Annotated in this window: 19 protein-coding genes; 10 read left to right on the top strand and 9 right to left on the bottom strand. The window is 55.6% G+C overall.

The window, feature by feature from the left end:
- Positions 1-2 precede the first annotated feature (2 nt).
- Positions 3-2,249, top strand: a complete 2,247-nt coding sequence (locus Q5Y75_RS16000; RefSeq protein ID WP_306199255.1) for a calcium-binding protein — start codon at positions 3-5, stop codon at positions 2,247-2,249.
- A gap of 530 nt (positions 2,250-2,779) precedes the next feature.
- Here the strand turns inward: Q5Y75_RS16000 and Q5Y75_RS15995 are convergent.
- Positions 2,780-3,061: a winged helix-turn-helix transcriptional regulator gene (locus Q5Y75_RS15995; RefSeq protein WP_306199253.1), complete on the bottom strand. Its 282-nt coding sequence runs from the start codon at positions 3,059-3,061 to the stop codon at positions 2,780-2,782.
- A 126-nt stretch (positions 3,062-3,187) separates the two neighbouring features.
- Here Q5Y75_RS15995 and Q5Y75_RS15990 point away from each other — a divergent pair, with 126 nt between their 5' ends.
- On the top strand, positions 3,188-4,108 hold the full coding sequence (locus tag Q5Y75_RS15990) for an SMP-30/gluconolactonase/LRE family protein (protein ID WP_306199251.1): 921 nt from the start codon (positions 3,188-3,190) through the stop codon (positions 4,106-4,108).
- A gap of 91 nt (positions 4,109-4,199) precedes the next feature.
- Here Q5Y75_RS15990 and Q5Y75_RS15985 read toward each other — a convergent pair whose 3' ends face one another.
- The 8 genes from Q5Y75_RS15985 to gcvA all read right to left on the bottom strand — a co-directional run bounded on the left by Q5Y75_RS15985 (position 4,200) and on the right by gcvA (position 12,151).
- On the bottom strand, positions 4,200-4,358 hold the full coding sequence (locus Q5Y75_RS15985) for a hypothetical protein (RefSeq protein ID WP_306199250.1): 159 nt from the start codon (positions 4,356-4,358) through the stop codon (positions 4,200-4,202).
- A gap of 42 nt (positions 4,359-4,400) precedes the next feature.
- Entirely contained in the window at positions 4,401-5,747 is a 1,347-nt protein-coding gene (locus tag Q5Y75_RS15980; RefSeq protein WP_306199248.1) for a dihydrolipoyl dehydrogenase family protein, read from the bottom strand.
- 269 nt (positions 5,748-6,016) lie between these two features.
- Positions 6,017-6,646 (bottom strand): FMN-dependent NADH-azoreductase, encoded by a 630-nt coding sequence (locus Q5Y75_RS15975; RefSeq protein WP_371933275.1) that lies wholly within the window; start codon positions 6,644-6,646, stop codon positions 6,017-6,019.
- 125 nt (positions 6,647-6,771) lie between these two features.
- Positions 6,772-8,043, bottom strand: a complete 1,272-nt coding sequence (locus tag Q5Y75_RS15970) for an amidase family protein (protein ID WP_306199245.1) — start codon at positions 8,041-8,043, stop codon at positions 6,772-6,774.
- Positions 8,040-8,927: a polysaccharide deacetylase family protein gene (locus tag Q5Y75_RS15965; RefSeq protein WP_306199243.1), complete on the bottom strand. Its 888-nt coding sequence runs from the start codon at positions 8,925-8,927 to the stop codon at positions 8,040-8,042. The genes Q5Y75_RS15970 and Q5Y75_RS15965 overlap by 4 nt, the downstream gene beginning before the upstream one ends.
- Before the next feature lie 15 nt (positions 8,928-8,942).
- Positions 8,943-10,454: an amidohydrolase family protein gene (locus Q5Y75_RS15960; RefSeq protein ID WP_306199241.1), complete on the bottom strand. Its 1,512-nt coding sequence runs from the start codon at positions 10,452-10,454 to the stop codon at positions 8,943-8,945.
- A complete protein-coding gene (locus Q5Y75_RS15955; protein ID WP_306199239.1) occupies positions 10,444-11,127 on the bottom strand; it encodes a DUF1989 domain-containing protein in 684 nt (227 codons plus the stop codon). The genes Q5Y75_RS15960 and Q5Y75_RS15955 overlap by 11 nt, the downstream gene beginning before the upstream one ends.
- A 97-nt stretch (positions 11,128-11,224) precedes the next feature.
- Positions 11,225-12,151, bottom strand: a complete 927-nt coding sequence (gene gcvA / locus Q5Y75_RS15950) for a transcriptional regulator GcvA (RefSeq protein ID WP_306199237.1) — start codon at positions 12,149-12,151, stop codon at positions 11,225-11,227.
- A gap of 163 nt (positions 12,152-12,314) precedes the next feature.
- Between gcvA and Q5Y75_RS15945 the strand changes: the two genes are divergently transcribed.
- The 8 genes from Q5Y75_RS15945 to Q5Y75_RS15915 all read left to right on the top strand — a co-directional run.
- The gene (locus Q5Y75_RS15945; protein WP_306199235.1) at positions 12,315-13,844 is read left to right on the top strand and encodes an ABC transporter ATP-binding protein; all 1,530 of its coding nucleotides are present in this window, start codon (positions 12,315-12,317) and stop codon (positions 13,842-13,844) included.
- Positions 13,841-14,926, top strand: a complete 1,086-nt coding sequence (locus Q5Y75_RS15940; protein ID WP_306199233.1) for an ABC transporter permease — start codon at positions 13,841-13,843, stop codon at positions 14,924-14,926. The genes Q5Y75_RS15945 and Q5Y75_RS15940 overlap by 4 nt, the downstream gene beginning before the upstream one ends.
- Before the next feature lie 3 nt (positions 14,927-14,929).
- On the top strand, positions 14,930-15,862 hold the full coding sequence (locus Q5Y75_RS15935) for an ABC transporter permease (protein WP_306199231.1): 933 nt from the start codon (positions 14,930-14,932) through the stop codon (positions 15,860-15,862).
- A gap of 14 nt (positions 15,863-15,876) precedes the next feature.
- Positions 15,877-16,905, top strand: a complete 1,029-nt coding sequence (locus Q5Y75_RS15930; RefSeq protein WP_306199229.1) for a BMP family protein — start codon at positions 15,877-15,879, stop codon at positions 16,903-16,905.
- A 586-nt stretch (positions 16,906-17,491) separates the two neighbouring features.
- Positions 17,492-17,815: an ArsR/SmtB family transcription factor gene (locus Q5Y75_RS28525; RefSeq protein ID WP_371933274.1), complete on the top strand. Its 324-nt coding sequence runs from the start codon at positions 17,492-17,494 to the stop codon at positions 17,813-17,815.
- Positions 17,805-18,275: an SRPBCC family protein gene (locus Q5Y75_RS15925; RefSeq protein WP_306199227.1), complete on the top strand. Its 471-nt coding sequence runs from the start codon at positions 17,805-17,807 to the stop codon at positions 18,273-18,275. Before Q5Y75_RS28525 ends, Q5Y75_RS15925 begins: the two co-directional genes overlap by 11 nt.
- On the top strand, positions 18,268-18,669 hold the full coding sequence (locus Q5Y75_RS15920) for a GFA family protein (RefSeq protein ID WP_306199225.1): 402 nt from the start codon (positions 18,268-18,270) through the stop codon (positions 18,667-18,669). The genes Q5Y75_RS15925 and Q5Y75_RS15920 overlap by 8 nt, the downstream gene beginning before the upstream one ends.
- Before the next feature lie 69 nt (positions 18,670-18,738).
- Positions 18,739-18,919, top strand: a 181-nt coding sequence (locus Q5Y75_RS15915) for a Cif family virulence factor (RefSeq protein WP_306199223.1), incomplete at its 3' end; no start/stop codon positions are given.

Genomic DNA, 18,919 nt, shown 5'->3' with positions numbered 1-18,919 from the left:
ACATGGCCACGACAGCATTTTTCAATGACATAACCGGACATCTCTTTGTCAATGACGATGAGCTTGACGCCCAGATCACAATCACACGCCTTACGGACGGACGCCTACAGATCAACGCCGGCGACATTCCAATTGCCGGCGGCCCGGCGACCCTAACACTGACCAAGCTGATCTTCGTGTCTGGGCTTGGTGGCGATGATCACATCAGACTGGATGACACCAGCGGTCCCATGCCACCGCTTGTGGTTCGGTCCGGACATGGCGATGATCAGGTGTTCGGCGCTCAAGGGGCAGATCGGCTGTTCGGTTCCAGCGGTAACGACTTGCTCAGTGGCTTCGACGGTGATGACATTCTCGACGGAGGCAGCGGCAACGATCAGCTTGTTGGTGGTGCGGGAAGCGACAGGCTTTTTGGCGGCGTCGGCAATGATCTCTTTATCTGGCAAAACAATGATGGCTCAGATTTCATTGAAGGCGGCGCCGGTTTTGACACCGTTCAGGTCAACGGTGCGAACAGCTCGGGCGACCGGTTCGAGATCCGCATGGAGGGAGGGCGGATCATGCTGGAACGCAAAAATCTCGGGCCAGTCACTCTCGACATCGGCGCGTCAGAGGTTCTGGATATCAATGGTCGGGGCGGCAACGATGTGATCATCGCCTCCGATGGCCTGGCAGAGCTTGGCGTACGGCTGGAACTCGACGGTGGCATAGGCGCAGACGTTGTGGTCGGCGGCGACAGCGCAGACGTCGTTCAGGGCGGGCTTGATGACGACATCCTCCTTGGCGGGCGTGGCAATGATGCTGTTTACGGCGGTACGGGCGACGACGTGATGATCTGGCATGGTGGCCACGGCAATGATCTGATTGATGGCGGCGACGGTCAGGACACTGCGCAGTTCAACTTTTTCGATCCAACGCGGGATGTTGTGCGCGTGCGCTCTGACAATGGTCGCGTGCGCATCGAAGACGGGACTTCCACGATCTACGTGACGGACGCAGAGATCACAAACATCAATCTTCTTGAAGATAACGATTGGTTCGAGGCCGGCGGCACCGGGATCGAAACTCTGACCGGATTTGAGGTCTATGGTGGCGCAGGCGCGGATACGCTTATTGGCGGCGGCGGTGGTGATCTGCTTGATGGCGGCGCCGATCATGATCAATTGCGCGGACGTGCCGGAGACGACGAACTCCAGGGCGGTCTGGGCAACGATGTCCTTCTGGGCGGTTCGGGCGATGACTTGATGATTTGGTCCGAAGGCGACGGCAACGACCGTATGGACGGCGGCCCCGGGAAAGATGGGGCTGTGTTCAGTTTTAGCGATCTTCCCGACAAAATCGACCTGTCGTTCGAGACCTCGCTGCTTCATGTAGAGAACACCGGCCCGGCCTGGAGCCTGAATCGCCTGAGCACCACGGAAGCCGTTGAAATCCACGCGGGAGACGGCGACGACCAGGTCAAATTAGGCGATCTATCAGCCGCACCGGATGTGGATACCGTCATTGTGGACGGTGAGACGGGCGATGATGTGATTTACGCACGCAGCATACAGTCCGACGTCAATCTTGTGCTTCGCGGCGGCACGGGAGCCGATATTTTATTCGCCGGCAACACCAGTGCGGCGTTGGTTGGTGGTTCTGGTGCTGATCAACTCTATAGTTTTGATGGTGATGATACGCTCATTGGCGGGGATGACACGGACCTGCTGGTCGCGGGTAAGGGCGACGACCTGCTTTTGGGCGATGACGGCAATGACACTCTGATCGCTGGTGACGGCGATGACTTTTTGTTTGGCGGCGATGGCAATGACATCCTGTTTGGCGGAGAGGGGTTCGATTTCATCGATGGAGGTGCAGGTGAAGACGTCGCGTATAATGGCGAGGTAATTATCAATCTTGGTCTATCTGCCCGATCGGAGGTCGGCCCAGACACCGCGCCGCTGCTGGCCAGGGCCGATCCCGAAGCAATCGAAGTATTGTGGGACCCCCAAAAACACGGCGCAACCATATTTCGAAACTTCGAAGTCGGCATCGACAAAATTGTCATCGCTGCTCCGATTGGTATGGTCACGCGATCCGGCGCCCCCGACAATGACGATTCTCTAATGTTGGAAACAGACGACATTGGGCGAACGATCTTGTCTGTACGTTCCAACGATGATGCCTTCTATGAGCAATGGATACTTGAAGGGAATGGCCTTAATGGCCTTACACTCGACGGGCTTGCCGACAGTATTGTGTTTCTGTGAGTTGGCGCAAAGCGACTTTGATGGAGTGGATACCCCCGCTCTACGGCATCGCAATGTGCCAGAATGGTGAAGTATCACCAAGCAACGAGGAGGGTATCCACTCCATCAAAGTTCAACACAGCAATATGCTGGCACCCGGGTATATGACGTTTCTAACGAGTACAGACCCGAAGAAGTTGCGGCCTTGGTTCCGCCAGCCCTAACGCGCCTGATGGATCGGCGACCCAACCGCGCTCAAGTCATTCAATCCTGCGATGTTTAGGTGTCCAATTAAGTGTTAGTGTTTGCATCCAACTACAATGCGGGCCTTTAAACCCTAGAATATGAAGGCTGACTAAACACCTATTTTAGGTGCAATTAAAGTTAGGGCATAGCCCGGCCCTAAGCCGACCTTGGACGTGGGTCGCCAACGCTGCATTCGCAGCCTGCTTTGCTGACATTCGCTGCGAACGCATCGCTGCAGCTGGTTCAGGCGACTGAAAAGCGAGACAAACCGAACTTTCAATCAATGATTCTGAACGTCCGCTCTCCTATTCCCGAGCATGTAAGTGTTTCGCCCATTCCTTACTGAAGTCTCCGAGTGGACAGAGATGATCATAGAGGTGTTGTCCCAGATCAGTCGACGCATATCCTTCGGCAACGCGATGAACAAATCCCGCCGCTTGAAGCTCCTTCAGTCGGGTGTTGAGTGCCGCAGGTGAGATTGTTTCGCATTCTTCTTGCAACTTTCGGAATGTGCATGGGCCAGTCTCGCTCAGCGTCCAAAGGACTCCCATAGACCAGTGCCGTCCAAGCAGGTCGAACAGAGCCATTATGGGCGCGCCGCTTTTTGAACCACGGACAGGCTGACCTGGTATCGGTATCTTAATCACTTGCTATACTTTCTGTAGTGCCCTATGTTGCTATGTAATTTATAGCAACCCGAGCCAGTATTGCCAATGACCAAGACTGATACTTACGAAATCCGTGATGATCGGTTCAAACGCAGCATCAAACTGGATGAGCCGATCGACCAAATCTGGACAGGTGGTAAATGGACAGAAGGACCGGTGTATTCTCCGACGTTCAGATGCCTGATCTGGAGCGACATTCCCAATGATCGACGGCTCCGCTGGGACGAACTGACCGGAGCAGTCGGAGACATCCGCTCAGGCCTCGGATGCTACACGAATGGCTCAACGCTCGACCGGCAAGGTCGGATTGTAGCTTGCGAGCATGGGACGCGCAGTGTCACCCGGATTGAGCATGATGGGTCGGTTACGACTCTGGCCAGTCATTTCGAGGGAAAGCGGTTCAACAGCCCCAACGATGTTGTGGTGCGATCAGATGACACGATCTGGTTCAGTGACCCGGCCTACGGGATCGAGTCTGACTACGAAGGGTTTCAGGCAGACCCAGAGCTTGACGGTGAACATGTCTATCGTCTCGATCCGGCCACCGGCGATGTCACACAAGTGACTACTGACTTTGCCTGTCCGAATGGACTTGCATTTTCGCTAGACGAGCAAACGCTGTATATCGCTGACAGTGGTGGCACGCGTTACGCAAGCGGAGAGCATCATATCCGCGCGTTCTTCGTTAGTGCAGACGGCAAGCTCTCAGGCGGGGATGTCTTTGCTGAATGCGAAGAAGGCGTCTTTGACGGATTTCGGCTCGATACCCAAGGCCGTATCTGGACGAGCGCAAAGGACGGCGTTCATTGTTACCACCCGGATGGCACGCTGCTGGGCAAGATTTTCGTCCCAGAAGAGGTCTCGAATGTTTGCTTTGGCGGGCCGAAACGCAATCGCCTGTTCATCACCGCCTCCACAAGCGTATATGCGGTCCTCTTGCCAACAACCGGCGCTTTGCTGTTCTGATGGCAGAGACTTTTGTGCTGAAGGCCCGCACTGGCCGCGCGTATCGTCTTGTGCAAGGCGCACAATTGAGAGTTACCAATACCTTCGGGTCTCAGGTAATCGACGCGTGGGCGTTCATGGCGGATGACATCGACTTAACCGCGTTCTCGGCCAGCAAGGCAACACGGTATCCGTCCCGTGCAAACCGGCGGGCAACCGATGCTCCGGTTGCGTCACAGACACCTGTAATCAGACAGACTTTATCGTTCATGGCGGCTCTCCTTTGGGAAGGATCAGCTTGTATCAAGCTGCTCTAAATCAAAGATTTCATATCCGCAGCGAAGGTCGGAAACGCATATAGCGAGGACTTAAGATCGCTGGCAGAGATGCCGTGACGCATGGCCATCGCAAAGAGATGAATCAGTTCGTCACCGTGATGGCCCAGAATATGAGCACCCAAGACTTGATCGCTACTCTTGTCGACTAAAACCTTCGACCAGGCTGCCGTTTCCGCATAGGTCTTGGTGGAAAACCACCCGGACATATCAGAAGCCGTAACTGAGACATCGAGACCCTTTTCCCGCGCTTCAGCTTCAGTCAGACCCACGGTGCTGAGCGCTGGAACGGTGTAGACGGCGCTGGGGATCACGCTGTAATCCGGCCTTTTAGTTGGTCCATGCACGATGTTGTGGCCGACAATCTGACCCTCATAGGTTGCGATGGGGGAAAGTTGAGCGGAGCTGGTGACAGCATCGCCCGCAACCCAGACTGAAGAGTTGGAGGTGGACCGCATCGTATCGTCGATCAGAATGCGAAGTCCGTCATGCCCGACACCGGCGGCATCGAGGTTAAGCCCGTCGATATTGGCGACGCGGCCTGCGCCGTTGACGACCCGCTCGGCTAAAAGACTTTGGTTTCTGCCGTCATGTTCGAATTCAACACGCAACCCGTCGGCAGTCTTCTCGATTGCCGTCACCGATACTCCGGTTTTAACCACAACGCCGAGGCGTTCGGTTTCCGCTTGCAGAGCCGCGACGGCGTCACTGTCCATACGTGGCAGCAGCTGTGGCAGCGCTTCAAGGATTGTCACCTGCACGCCGGCTCGCGCGTAGACGTGGCTGAACTCCATGGCTATGACACCGCCGCCAATGAAGACAACTTCTTTTGGCAATGTCGCATCGGACAGAACTTCGTCGGACGTGATCATGTGCTCGGCGCCGGGAATAGGCAGAGGCCTTGGCTTCGATCCTGTTGCGATAACGATGTCCTTGCCATGTATAACCTGACCTTTGACCTCAACCTCGTTCGGCCCGACAAAACGCGCAGTGCCTCGAAAGACATCACCGCGTTTTTCGGCCAACCCCTGCATGGCTTCAGGAATGAAACCAATTAGGTCTTTCTCTCGGTCGATCAGTTTCGTCCAATTGAGCTTTGGCTTGCTGACTTCGATCCCATGGATGGGGGCTTGTTCGATCTCGTGCATTGCATGGGCGGCCGCCACCAAAACCTTTTTTGGCGTGCAGCCGCGATTGGGACAGGTCCCGCCGAAATCGCGTGCTTCGATAAAGGCAATGGACTTTCCGGTTCCATGTGCCACGGAGGAAACACCGAACCCTGCATTGCCCCCGCCAATTATGATCACATCATATGACTCGCGCATATTGTTACTCCTCTCGTTCTAATTTCCGATTGCGGATCTTTGTCTATAGAGATCACACGGCGGAACCGAAGCATTCGGTGTGGATTTGCTCGGCGGGAACGCCTTGGCTTTCCAGGTCAGCCTGCACGTCGCCCAGGAACTGACAGGTACGCGCAAAGAGTAATGCGCGTCAGGTTTTTCGATCAGTCGAGCAAGCAATGCTCCGGTGATGCGTCCCCAGGAATTGCAATCGCGGCCATAGACATCTCCAATTGCCGGTCTGCTAACGGTTAGGCAAGCTCACGCGCAATGTGACGAGCCTCGGCCTGAGCTGAGGCGACCGAAGCTTTGTGACGCTCATCAGCAAATTCCTGGTACTCGGCCGCAGCTTCGAACATGCGTTCTGCGCCCAGGTACTTGCGCAATGTGCTGATATGCGCAGAAAGGTGACCCGAGTCATTGCGAATTCCACCGTCCTCAAAGCCGAATTCGCCAGCCGAAGTCAGCAGCACCAGTGTTTTGCCAGACATGATCGGTTCCAGAGGGAAGTCGCCGCGCGCCAAATCAAACGTAAATGTCTTGTTGATCCGGATGATCTGATCAAACCAAGCCTTCAGGGCTGCGGGCATGCCGTAGTTGTACATGGGCGTCGAAATCAGAAGGATGTCGGAGCGGTCGATCTCGTCAATCAGCGTATCAGACAAGCTGATCAAAGCGCTCTGTTCAGGAGTGCGTTCCTCTTCTGCTGTAAAGACGGACGCGATCCAATCGTTGGAAATGAAATCCGGCGGGGTCATTCCGACGTCACGCACAATAATTTCGACGTCCGGATCAACCGTTTTCCATTCTTCCACGAAACTGTCCGCCAAAGCGCGGGAAATGGAGTTATAGGCCGCAACAGGGTTGTCGGTGCGGCGCACGCTTGCGTCAATTCTCAGGATTGTGGTCATCTTGTCACCTAGTCAGTTTGCAATGAACCATTCAAAGGTGAAGCCAGAGACGCACAGGTACAAATGAAGAGAATTCTGAATAGAGTGAGCTGACCTCAGCCATCTCTAATCGCTGAAAAAATCTTTTCCAGATGAGACGCCGTCACAAGTACATCCGCGTCCCTGTTTGCGCCGCCGCTCAAGGATAGGCTGACCCCCGGTCTCCGTTCTCCAAATGGAATGGAAATTGTTGGGGCATTGAGGAAAGCGGCTTTCATCGATACCGACAGGATACGGGCGTTTTCCCGTGCAAAGACCCCTTTATCGCCGGTCACGGCTTGAACAGACGGCGGGTACGACGGCAATGTCGGGTAAAGCAGCATCTTCCCTGCCAGTTCCCTGCCAAAGTCTGAGATGAGTGCCCGCCGGATTTCCAGCAATGCCTGCAGACTTGTGCCAAGGATTGAAGCCGCCTGAGCAAGGCGATCCTGCACATTTGGGTCCAGACTGGTCTGCTGGTCTCCGACCAAACTTGGCAGAAGACGAAAGGCTTCGGCACTCACCAGCGTTCCATAGGTTTGGAAGATCTCCGTGACACGAGTGAAACTTCGGATATCAACCCTTTCCAATTCGATGCCATACTCGGACAAATGCTGCTGGGCCTGTTCGTACATTGTCTTGATTTCCAGGGTAAATCCCACCAGGGCATCTTCCCTCAGGCACAGAAGTTGACGGCAGGCGTGCCCGGTTTTTTTGCAATCCGACAAAACGCGATCCACAGCGCAAATCTGACTGACGTTTAAGGCGAGTGAGCCTGGCGTATCCAAGGAAGGTGCCAGAGGTAAAATCCCGGCGCTTTCATAGCGGTTCATAGTTGGGCGAAACCCCACAAGGCCCTGACAGGCGGCCGGAATGCGCACGGAGCCGGAGGTATCTGTGCCCAAGGCGATGTCGGCCAAGCCCAAGGCAACGGCTGATGCCGATCCGCTCGAGGAACCGCCAGGCACCATTGTACTGTCCAACGCATTCAGAGGGGTGCCGAAATGCGGATTAACTCCGAGCCCGGAGAAGGCGAATTCCGACATGTTCACATGGCCCAGAATGATCGCGCCCGCAGAACGGAGCCTGGCCACGATCGGGGCGTCATTGTCTGCTGGTTGAGGATCGATGGCCAAAGATCCCGCATGGCTTCGGAGCGCTTGCACGTCGATATTGGCCTTTACAGCAAGAAACTGGCCGTCCAACGGGCCAAGCAGCCTCCCTGCGGCCCGCCGCGCGGCGGCGGATCGGGCATCCTGCAACAGTCTATCTGGCGCAACGCCAAGGAATACCTCGCGTTGGGCGTCGAGCGAAGCCAGGAAGTCGCGCGCCCGTTGAAGGATATTCATGCCATCAGGACCGGAGCCCGGTAGTAGGGCAGCTCTTCAACCCGTACGCTTTGCCGGTCTGCCTCAAATTGCGTGAGCACGTGCTGCGCGATCTCTCCGAGTGTGGCGAACCAGACGTCGCCCCTTTTCAAGATAGATTCCATCCAGTCTTCCACCTGCCGCCACCGCGCCAAACGCCCGGTCAGGAAGGGATGCCAGATGCCAATCCAGAAACCACCTTCTTCGTATTGGGCTTCGAATTCCTCCCAAAATGGGGTCAGCCCGGCGCGTGGCCCGGCGACGGGCATCATGTAGCCAATCTCCTCAAAGTGGGCGAACTGCGGCCAGTCGTCGGTCCCCCAATGCGATGGAAGTTCGACTAAAGTCCGCCCGCCGGATCGCATGAGATATGGCAAATCATCCGCCATCAGCGAACTGTCATAGTCGAATTCATGCTTGTTCAGCAGGTCGATGACGGCTTGCGTCACATTGTAAACCGGTGCGCGATAGCCTTTTGGCACATTTCCTAGAACCCGCTTATGCGACTCCAGCGCGCGTTCAAACCAATAGGCTTGTTCAGACGAGCTGTGGTTTGTCGGGTCTTCGTGCAAATAGCCATGATGGCCGATTTCATGACCATCTTTCAGGATGGCTTGCATGGCATCTGGATATTGTTCCACGACCCATCCGGGTGCGAAGAAGGACTGTCTCAGCCCAAGACGTTTGTAGGTTTCTAGAATCCGAGGGATGGCAACCGTCGGCCCGTAGCGCCCCATGGAGATCGGATAGAGGCGATCATGCCCGTCGACCGGCTTTGCGATATGGATCAGGCTGTCCGCATCGATATCAAAGGTGATCGCACAGGCGCATCGCGCGCCGTTTGGCCAGATTATTTTCTTCTGCATGGTCTTGCTCCTCTGTCACAATTGCGGGGCGTTGTTCGTCAGCCAATCATCATACCAGCGCTGCAATGCGGATTTGACGGCGGCATATTCACTGGCGCTCAGCCTTTGATCAGCGGCGCGCTGCATGCAGTCGGTGATGTTTTGAAGAATTATCTTTTCGTCGCACTTTTTGGTCTCGCCGTGCGAAACGGCCAGTTGTCCGCCGGTGAAGACGCTATGGATATCCGTGGATTTTGCCGAGCTGACCAAAAGCTCAACCGGATCAACGCCGGGGTCCAACCAAGGCCCTTCAAGACGGTCCAGTCGCAGGATCACAAAGTCGGCGCGTTTGCCGACGGACAGGCTTCCGATGCTGCGATCCATACCCATCAAACGCGCGCCACCCATAGTGGCCATGTCGAAAACATCCTTCGCGGTCAGGGTGGGGTTCGCCCGATCACTTGACCAATAAAGGCTTTGCGCCAGACGCATTTCGGCGAACATATCGTCATCGCCTGCCAGGCTGGTCCCATCCATCCCCAGTGCGAGGTTGATGCCCATCCGCTTCATCAATGGCGCGGGTGCAATGCCGGACCGAAGCCGCAAATTGGAGCTAGGATTACACACGATATGCGCGCGCGCCTCGGCCACTCGCGCCAGGTCTTTTTCGTCTGCCCAGACCATATGCGCCAAAGATAAGCCGTCAGTGAGCAGGCCCGCTTTGCCCAATTCTGTAATAGCACCCTGAAAACACCAGGCTGTGGCCGATATGTGCTGCAGCCGAGACTCCTCGGCATGGGTGTGAACGCGCTGGCCGCTTTCGCGAACCTTGCTGGCGATGTCGCGCAGGGTCTTTCGGCCCGTCCAATGCGGTGCAGTGGGGCCAAACCACACATCAGCGCACTCAGAAGCCGCGTATTCGCCATGCATCCGGGACAGAAGCCGCACAAAGCTTTGCGGTTCAATACGTGTGCGCGCAACGTGTTGGCGTTGCAGTTTGCATCGCAGAACCTCGGGCAAGGTGGTCAGAAACGACTGGCTTTGCCCATAGGGATGCACAAGCTGGTTGTGCCATCTCTCGCCCGGCGCGATGGCACAGGACAGGCCAAGCCCATTATATACGGCGATTTTGTCCCTTATCTTCGCTTCGGCAAGGACCGCTGTCTGACCCGCGGTGCAGGCATCCACAACAGCCGTTACCCCATTCTTCAGCAAGCGCATTGCCGCGTATTCGGTGGCGAGGCGCGGCGCAACGTCAGCTGCGCCAGCGGAGGCGAAAATCCAAGGCTCTAACAGGTCATCCCGTATCCCTTGGTTGATTAGGTTGACCCCATAACAATGGTGATGCGCATTCACAAACCCCGGCAGGATCGCCGTGTTTGTGTCCAAGTGCACCCTTGCGCTGGGATAACGTGACTTCAATACGGCCAGAGGCGCCAAGCCACCTATTCTGCCGTCTAGAACATAAAGCGCGAAGTCGTTGTGACTGTGAAAGGCATCTTCGATGATCCAGCGGGCAGAAAAAATGTCGCCGACATCAGCAGTCATGAACAACAAATTCCAGTGCGCTCGGCTTGCCTTCGTCCCCGTTAACTGGAGTGATATCTTGCGGGCAGGCCGACATCACGGCGTAGACTGGCATCTCAGCTTTGAAGGTCATGCTGTCCCCCGGCTTTGACACTGGCGCAGCCCAGGCAAGGCTGCCATCTGGGTGAACTGGGACGTTCATCCACAGATTGAATGGCGCTGGCACATGCGGTGCTTTTTGCCCGATAGCAATCATGGCCTGCCTCAAGTTGTCGGCGCAATTGTCGTGATAGTCAGTGACGCCCAATTGCTTGTACCGGTTGGCATCGCAAGCGGCGACCGTAGTGTCATGAACACCCGGCGATGTGTCTTGGGTCAGCGTCAGAAGAGGATTGCGCAGATTGCTGACCAACCTGTCACCGACCTTTGGGAAAACAGACAGAAGATCCGTATGCACATGCGGCATAGACAAATATTCTTGCAGCTCTGCCGCATTGAACGCCCAGAAATCGCAGACTTGCCAGCCGGTCGGATTGGTGATGGTCAAAGTCTGCCCGGCTGTCAAACGCACCGCGACACCGCAACGTGCTGGCACTGTATACCGTTCTGCAATGACCGGGACGCCGTCGGCAGAGACCGTGCTGTCCAGAGTTTGATTGAAACCATCGGGTTGGGAAGGGTCAAAACTTTGCATGCGCAAGAACTCCTGATTAGGGGTTCAGAAACGCATGCTTCTCGGCAATTTAGAAATGACAAAAATTCAAGCGACGGATTAGATCGTTGCGGACGCGCTAATCTTCAAAAAACCTTTGACCGACGGCGCTGTCGCGAAACTCATCTGCTTGGTCCAATAGCCATTCCCGGAACACACGAACGCGTGCACGATTGGCGTAAGTTTCCGGGCAGACGAGAAAATAGCTCTTGTTCTTCAATGCCGTGTCAAAGGGGGCGACCAGCATATTACGTTCCAGAAAACGCGCGGCGGCCAAAAGGCTGACCAGGGCCACACCATGACCATCGCTTGCTGTCAGCAAGCAGATGTGTTCCTCGGAATAGGTGACATAGGGCTCGACATCACCAATCTGCAAGCCAGCCGCGTCCATCCAGCGCTCCCAACTCGGATCCGCATCAGAAAACCCGCTCCATTGGTATTCGATCAGACGAGACTTCCGAAGATCTTTGGGGGAACTCAGTGACTTCGCCTTTTCCACGCTGCAGACAGGGGCTACCCAATCATTCAAGACCCAAGCCACATTGCTGTCAGGATAATCGCCAAAACCATACCGAATGGCCACATCCACATCGCTGGATTTGAAATCCACCAGTTGATCGCTTGACAGAACCCTTACCGATATCTCCGGGTATTTCTCGTAAAAACCTCGCAGCCGCGGGCTAAGCCAGTTGGCGGCAAAGGATCCGGTGGTTGAGATTGTCAATGTGCCCGCAAGGTCGTCTTCCTCCAGCGCGAGAGAGGCGGCTTCGATGTTCTTGAAGGCCTCAATGATGTGGGGCGCGTAGTTGGCCCCATCCTCCGTCAGCTTCAAGGCGCGGGTCAGCCGGTGAAACAGGGGCACCCCAAGTTGATCCTCCAGCGATTTGATCTGATGGGAAATGGCAGTCGGAGTGACGCATAATTCATCGGCAGCATCCTTGAAACTCAGATGCCGGCAGGCCGCTTCGAAGGCCTGAATGCTTTTCAACGACGGTATCTTCGCCATGACGCGCGGCTTTGCTCTCCTGGTGCGATGCTAGTTCGTCGCTCTACTCTAACCCGATTGCCAGTTCTCATGTGGGCGAAATTCTCAGCCGTGAGGTGAAAACATCTAATTTGAGAAGATAGGGCATTCTCTCTTGAATTTGCGTGAAAGTTGGGAGGTTGTCTTGGATCCATTTTTGAACGTCACCGGCATCTGCAAGTCGTTTGGCGCAGTTCGTGCATTGCACAACGTCAATCTGCTGGCCTCGAAGGGCGAGTGCATTGCGATTTTGGGCGAGAACGGAGCGGGGAAAACCACGTTCGCAAGCGTTTTGATCGGCCTGTATCAGCCCGATAACGGCGAAATCAAACTGGGCGGAGCACCTGTTTCGGTGAGCAGCCCAGCAAAAGCTATTGAGCATGGGATCGGCATGATCCACCAGCATTTCAGCCTGGTCGGCGCGATGAACGCCGAAGAGAACATTCTGATCGGCTTGCCCAGCACAAAGAGGGGTGCCGAAGCGCGGGCGCGCATTCGGCAGCTTTGCAGCGACTTTGACTTTAACGTCGATTTCGACATCCGCGTCACGGAAATGCCTGTGGGCATGAAGCAAAGGGTGGAGATCCTTAAGGCGCTATTTCGCGATGTATCGATCCTGATCCTGGATGAACCCACCAGCGTTCTTGCCCCGACCGAAATCGCGCCGTTTCTCAAAGGGGTGCGCAAGCTGGTCGCCAACGGCTGCCTCGTCTTTTTCATCAGCCACAAGCTCGATGAAATCCGCGAAATTGCCGATCGCGTCATGGTAATGCGCCATGGGCGCGTCGAGGGTGTTCTTCCGGTTGCGACCACGCCCATGGCCCAGATGTCAGCGCTTATGATGGGAGAAAAACCGACCAGCGAAACGGTCGGGATGCCCAAGGCCGAAAAGGTGCGCAATGACACCAGCTCAGCACCGGACGCTCTGGTTGTCTCTGATGTCTGCCTGATCGATCCAGGCGGCGCGGAAATCCTGCAGGATCTGACCCTCACCGTGAAGGCTGGCGAAATCCTTGGAATCGCCGGGATCGACGGCAACGGCCAGACGGAGTTGAGCGAGGTGATCACCGGCCTCAAAAGGCAAACCAGCGGCGCCATCCATCTTAATGGCACCGAGATATCAAGCGCCTCCATCGCTTCGCGCATTGCAGATGGCATAGGCTTCGTGCCCGAGGACCGCCATGCCGAAGGTTTGGTCCTGTCGCTCAGTGTCGAAGAAAATCTTGCTTTTCGATCCATTGGCGATGACAGGTTCATGTCAGGCGGTCTGATTTCCCGGCGCGCGATGCACGAGATCGCAAGCGACGTGGTCGCGGCCTTCGACATTAGGCCCCCTGACCCAAAATTGAACGCCTCGGCATTATCCGGTGGCAATCAACAAAAGATCGTTCTGGCTCGTGAAGTGGCCAGGGCGCGCAATCTCTTGGTCGTCGTACAGCCGACAAAAGGGCTTGATGTCGGCGCAACGGACTTTGTTCAGAACCAGATCCGTGCCGTCGCCCAAAGCGGCGTGGGGGTTCTCTATATCTCCACTGAACTTGAACATGTGCTCGACATCTCTGACCGCGTCGCCGTGATGGCCTTTGGCCGGATCACTGGTGTTGTCGATCCAGAAAACACAACTCTTCAAGACATCGGGCTCTTGATGACGGCAGCGCCGGAGGAGGTAAAATGAACAGATTTACCATGCAACGCCGGATTGCGATTGCTTTGCTTTCAGCGCTGAGCGTTGGCGGCGTGCTGATCCTGCTGGACGGGCACAACCCGTTTGAGGCCTATAAGGTTCTGTTTCTGGAATCTTTCCTGAATTACTGGGGCTTCTCCAATACTTTAGTCAAAGCCTCGCCGATGCTTCTGGCCGGGCTGGCCGTGATCATTCCGATGCGCGCCGGTGTGTTCAATATCGGTGGCGAGGGGCAGATTTATATTGGTGGGTTGTTCGGCGCCGTCTTCGCTCTGGCGATCCCCAATCTGCCCGGTATATTGGGCGTGCCGCTGATATTTATCGCCGCCGCCGCCGGCGGGGCGTTTTGGGCGGCAATTCCTGCGTATCTCAAAGCCTATCGGGGCACGAATGAGGTCATTGTCACGCTGCTGATGAACTTCATTGCGATCCACATCGTCAGCTACGCCGTAGCTGGGCCGCTATTGGCCGAAGGCGCGCCATATCCTTATTCGGAGGAAGTCTCAGACGCCTATCGCCTGCCTATTCTGATGCCGCAATCTGATACCCATGCGGGCTTTGTATTCGGGCTGGGCATGACGATCATCTTGTATTTCTGGCTACGCTTCACGCCATCGGGTTTCCAACTGGACCTTGTGGGGCGCAATGCGCGCGCTGCGGCCTATGCCGGTGTGGACCAGAAAAAGACCATCATTCGCGCCATGTTGATTGGCGGCAGCCTTGCCGGTTTAGCCGGCGCAATCGAGGTGATCGGGTTGAAGTATCGCCTGTTCCACCTGTTTAGCGATGGCTACGGCTATGACGGAATTGTCGTCGCCTTCCTTGCGGCTCTTAATCCAATTGTCGCGCCTTTGACCGCGCTGTTCCTTGCCGGGCTCTCTGCCGGGGCGGGAACGATGCAACGCGCCGTCGGGGTCGACAGTTCCGTCATCGAAGTGGTCGAGGGGCTCGTCGTGGTTTTTGTCGCTGCCGCCCTCGTGACACCACGAACCACGTCAATATCCATTCTGAAGCTCCTGGCAAAAAACCTGCGGCTGCGCCGCCAAACACAACGCCGAAAGAAAGAGGCATAGGCTATGATTGATCTTGTTTTGCTGGGCGACGTCCTTGCCGGAACCGCCCGACTGGGTACGCCAATTGCTTTTGCTGCCCTTGGCGGGGTGATCGCGGAACGTGGCGGGTTGTACAACATCGGCCTCGAAGGTCAGATCCTTGCCGGAGCGCTTGGCGCTGCAGCTGGATCTTTCGCAACGGGCTCCGCCATGATCGGGCTCGGATGCGGGATCATTTGCGGCCTGATCTCTGGCCTGCTGCTTGGGTATATGTCGATCCGGCTGCGCATCAACCAGCTGGTTGGCGGTATCGCGCTCAACCTGCTGCTGGCCGGACTCACAGCTTTTCTGTCCCGTCAGATATTCGGGGCTCAGGCCGGAGGGGCGCGGGTAAACGGGTTCTCGCAGATCAATATTCCCTTCTTGTCAGATCTTCCCGTCGTTGGCCCGTCCCTGTTTTCCCAGGATCCGCTGTTCTACCTATTGATCGGATTGGCAATAGCAGCCTGGTTCTGGCTGATGAAATCCCACAAGGGTCTGGACCTGCGCGCCGTTGGTGAAAACCCGAAGGCCGCGGACTTGGCCGGGGTTCCTGTCTTTCGCATGCAATATCTCGCGATTGCAGTCAGCGGAGCCCTCGCGGCGCTGGCCGGAGTGCAACTGGTCTTGTCGCAAGTCTATGTGTTTGCGGAAGGCATGAGCGCGGGCAAAGGCTTCATTGCGCTTGCGGCAATCATCTTGGGACGTTGGTCGCCCATTGGCGCGATCTGCGCGGCGCTTTTCTTCGGCTTCTGTGATGCGGTGCAGTTCAAACTGCAATTCACTTCGCCAGAGATTCCCTATCAGCTCTTCCTGATCTTGCCTTACCTCGCATCGCTGGTCGCACTTGTGGTCCTCGGCGCTAAGGCCAGCGCACCTGCAAGCGTCGGACTGCCCTACGACCGAGAGCATCGATAAATCTCAGCCGTGACGTGAGAAACCATCGTTTTTCACGTCGCGATCCTCCCGTCACCCTGACAACACATATCCAATATGGGAGAACAACAATGCAATTGAAGTCCAAACTATTGGCGGGGCTTGCGGTACTGATGTTGGCCGGGCCTGCGGCCGCTGAGGGGATCGAACGCGCCGCGATCGTTATGCCCGGATCGATTTCTGATAATGGCTGGAACCAAGCCGGATTCGAAGGTCTCACCAAGGCAGGTGAAGTGCTTGGCTTTGAAGCCGCTTTTTCAGAAAGCGTGCATCAGCCGGAACAAATCGAAGTCCTGAGCGACTACGCACGCCGGGGGTATGACCTTGTGATCGGTCACGGCGGAGAGTTCCAGGACGCAGTGGAACGTGTCGCAGCACGCTTCCCAGAAACCATGTTCATGGTGAACAACGGGCTGGGCACAAAAGACAACATTGCCAACGCGGATTTCTATTTCAGTCAAATCGCTTATCTGATGGGCTACGTCGCGGGCTCCATGTCAGACACAGGCACCATCGGCATCATCGCGGCGCAACAGTTCAAATTCACGACCGACACGGTTGCTGGCTATGAAGCGGGGGCCAAAGCGGCCAATCCGGACGTCAGAGTGCTGGTTACCTGGACCGGCGACTGGGATGACATCGCCAAGGGCAAAGAAGCTGCTTTGAACCAAATTTCCCAAGGCGCCGATGTCGTCTGGCCGACAATGGACAGCGCGACGCTGGGCTCCATGCAGGCCGTTCAGGAAAAAGGCGTCTATGGCATCGGCATCTATCGTGATGCGATCAACGAATGGCCGGAAATCCTACAGTCCGCAATTTTGGATGTCCGAGGCAACATGCGGTCCTACCTGGATTTGGCAGCTGCTGGAAAACTGGAAGGTGCGCTCTACCGGGCGGATATGGGCAATGAATTGGCCATGCGGATCGGGTCGTTCCATTCAGATATCCCGGTGGACGTAGTGGATGAAGTCAACAATCTGATCGACGCCATGAAGTCAGGCACTTTGGTTGTAAATCCACAATAACGCGTCCCCAATAATCGCTACTCCTTATACTCTCGCCTCCAAGTCTGGGGGCGTTTTTTGTAATAGTAATCAATAACTTAAGCCTTTCTCTTGTACCGCGTGGGACTGTGTTTCCCCCGATTTCGTCGGAGTCGCTGTGCTTTCTATTGATGGTTTCTAGTTCTGCAATGTCCGAAAACAAACAACTCCAGGACTGCCTAAGATCCAACCATGCAAAACGCTCAATCAACATCGTCCTTGCAAAATCTGTGACCAGACATTCCTGCGCATTGCAGCATCGGTCGAACTGGGCTCACTCCGCGCTTTAGAGCAAGCGCAGCGTGCAGCGGCCAGAAAAGTCTCGCTTCGATGAGACGGCCCAGAGCCGACATCCGACCCAGTCCCTCGATGCTGCGGTCGCAGCCCGCGTTGCCGCCATTCGCTGCAGCCGCAAAATCTAGTCTGGTTCGAACTCACAGATCACAGGACTTTGCTGCCGCTGTAAGTATCGCCCCAATGTCTGGTTTGAGTTCCTGCTCAGACGTCTCTTGACTTCCCTTCAAGTTTGTTTAGTTTACCCTAAACTGTTTAGGGATAAATAAACATTATGAGCACCGACGCGACTTTCTCAGCACTTGCGCACCCTGTCAGGCGTCAGATGCTGGATAGACTTCTGGATGGGCCATCTACGGTGGGTCAGCTCGGCGCAAATCATGGCATATCTCCGGGAGCGATTTCCCAACACCTAAGTGTGCTCGAGAAGGCAGATATGATCCGCAGGACTTTGAACGGTCGCCAACACCACATCGAACTGGACAAGAGAGGATTCCAACCGGTTCTTACCTGGGCGGAACGGTATGGAGCTTTCTGGGGTGCCAATCTGGAGTCGTTGGGAGAGTTCCTAATGCGCGAGAAGTCCGATGAGCAGTGATGCTGCATCTGATGTCGATGAGGTCAAAGTATCAGCCTGGTACGCGGTGGGTGTTCGCCAGGCATTCTCTGCTTGGGCTAACCCCGGCAAAATTGAGAAATGGTTTGGCCCCGAAGGTTTTCGCGCCGAAGTCCTTGAGATGGATTTCAAGATTGGCGGTCGCTGGCGCTTCAAGATGATCTCGCAGTCCGGAGATGTCTCACATCATCACGGTCGATATCTGGCGATTGAACCCGGCAATCTGCTGTCGTTCACTTGGGAAAGCGAAGAAGACGGTGACCTGACAGAAGGGCGTGAAACGCGCGTTAGTGTTCGTTTCCGCGCCGAGGCGGGTGGCTCGCGAGTGACGTTGGTGCACAAACGACTTCCCACGCTCAAGGCAAAGCAGGTTCTCCAATCTGGATGGTCAAGTGGCATGCCGAAACTTCGACGACTTTTGGAAGGGACGCGGGATGACTGATGTTATTCGCGGAGGCTGTGCCTGTGGCGCCGTCAGATATGAAGTTCGCGCTGAAATTGAGTTCGCCTTCAATTGTCATTGTCGCAAGTGCCAGAGAGCAACTGGCGCTGGTCATTCATCGGCATTCGCGGTCCCGAAGGATGCGTTCAAATGCTCGGGGACGACTAGGGAATTTGCTTCCTCAAGTGACAACGGTGCTGTCACCCACGCCGGTTTCTGTCCAAAATGCGGTTCGCCAATGACCAGCCGCACCGAGAGGTTTCCCGAGCGCATATACATACATGCCGCCACAATGGACGAACCTTCCAACTTTACACCGGCGTTCGTGGTTTTTGGCAATGCGGCGCAACCTTGGGACCTACCAGATGATCAACTGGCGAATGCCTCACAGTAACTCGAGAAATTTGAAGCAAAAAAAGCGGTAATCGACAGCGGATCAGGATAACTAGCATTGGAAGCAATAGTGTCCGCCAAATCCTTTGTGAAGGAATACGAACACGCTCTCGGCACTCAAGATTGGAGCTCCGTTGCGCCGCTCATCAGCGACGACGCGATAGTGATCTTTTCGAATGGCTCCTTGCATGCAGGGAAAGCGGCGATTAGGGCGGCATACCAACACAACTTCGATACGATAAAGGGTGAAG

Origin of the sequence: Ruegeria discodermiae (genome assembly GCF_030758345.1) — a bacterium.
In the GTDB taxonomy this organism is placed as follows: domain Bacteria; phylum Pseudomonadota; class Alphaproteobacteria; order Rhodobacterales; family Rhodobacteraceae; genus Ruegeria_C.
Note: the sequence above shows the minus strand (reverse complement) of the source record. Positions and strands in the feature narration are given on the sequence as shown.

Excerpts from the sequence above, each read along its gene's own strand:
- Q5Y75_RS15935 (WP_306199231.1), top strand. The coding sequence starts at position 14,930 with ATGATTGATCTTGTTTTGCTGGGCGACGTCCTTGCCGGAACCGCCCGA.
- Q5Y75_RS15970 (WP_306199245.1), bottom strand. The coding sequence starts at position 8,043 with ATGAATATCCTTCAACGGGCGCGCGACTTCCTGGCTTCGCTCGACGCC.
- gcvA (WP_306199237.1), bottom strand. The coding sequence starts at position 12,151 with ATGGCGAAGATACCGTCGTTGAAAAGCATTCAGGCCTTCGAAGCGGCC.
- Q5Y75_RS15955 (WP_306199239.1), bottom strand. The coding sequence starts at position 11,127 with ATGCAAAGTTTTGACCCTTCCCAACCCGATGGTTTCAATCAAACTCTG.
- Q5Y75_RS15920 (WP_306199225.1), top strand. The coding sequence starts at position 18,268 with ATGACTGATGTTATTCGCGGAGGCTGTGCCTGTGGCGCCGTCAGATAT.
- Q5Y75_RS15940 (WP_306199233.1), top strand. The coding sequence starts at position 13,841 with ATGAACAGATTTACCATGCAACGCCGGATTGCGATTGCTTTGCTTTCA.
- Q5Y75_RS15960 (WP_306199241.1), bottom strand. The coding sequence starts at position 10,454 with ATGACTGCTGATGTCGGCGACATTTTTTCTGCCCGCTGGATCATCGAA.
- Q5Y75_RS15990 (WP_306199251.1), top strand. The coding sequence starts at position 3,188 with ATGACCAAGACTGATACTTACGAAATCCGTGATGATCGGTTCAAACGC.
- Q5Y75_RS28525 (WP_371933274.1), top strand. The coding sequence starts at position 17,492 with ATGAGCACCGACGCGACTTTCTCAGCACTTGCGCACCCTGTCAGGCGT.
- Q5Y75_RS15925 (WP_306199227.1), top strand. The coding sequence starts at position 17,805 with ATGAGCAGTGATGCTGCATCTGATGTCGATGAGGTCAAAGTATCAGCC.
- Q5Y75_RS15995 (WP_306199253.1), bottom strand. The coding sequence starts at position 3,061 with ATGGCTCTGTTCGACCTGCTTGGACGGCACTGGTCTATGGGAGTCCTT.
- Q5Y75_RS15985 (WP_306199250.1), bottom strand. The coding sequence starts at position 4,358 with ATGAACGATAAAGTCTGTCTGATTACAGGTGTCTGTGACGCAACCGGA.
- Q5Y75_RS15965 (WP_306199243.1), bottom strand. The coding sequence starts at position 8,927 with ATGCAGAAGAAAATAATCTGGCCAAACGGCGCGCGATGCGCCTGTGCG.
- Q5Y75_RS16000 (WP_306199255.1), top strand. The coding sequence starts at position 3 with ATGGCCACGACAGCATTTTTCAATGACATAACCGGACATCTCTTTGTC.
- Q5Y75_RS15980 (WP_306199248.1), bottom strand. The coding sequence starts at position 5,747 with ATGCGCGAGTCATATGATGTGATCATAATTGGCGGGGGCAATGCAGGG.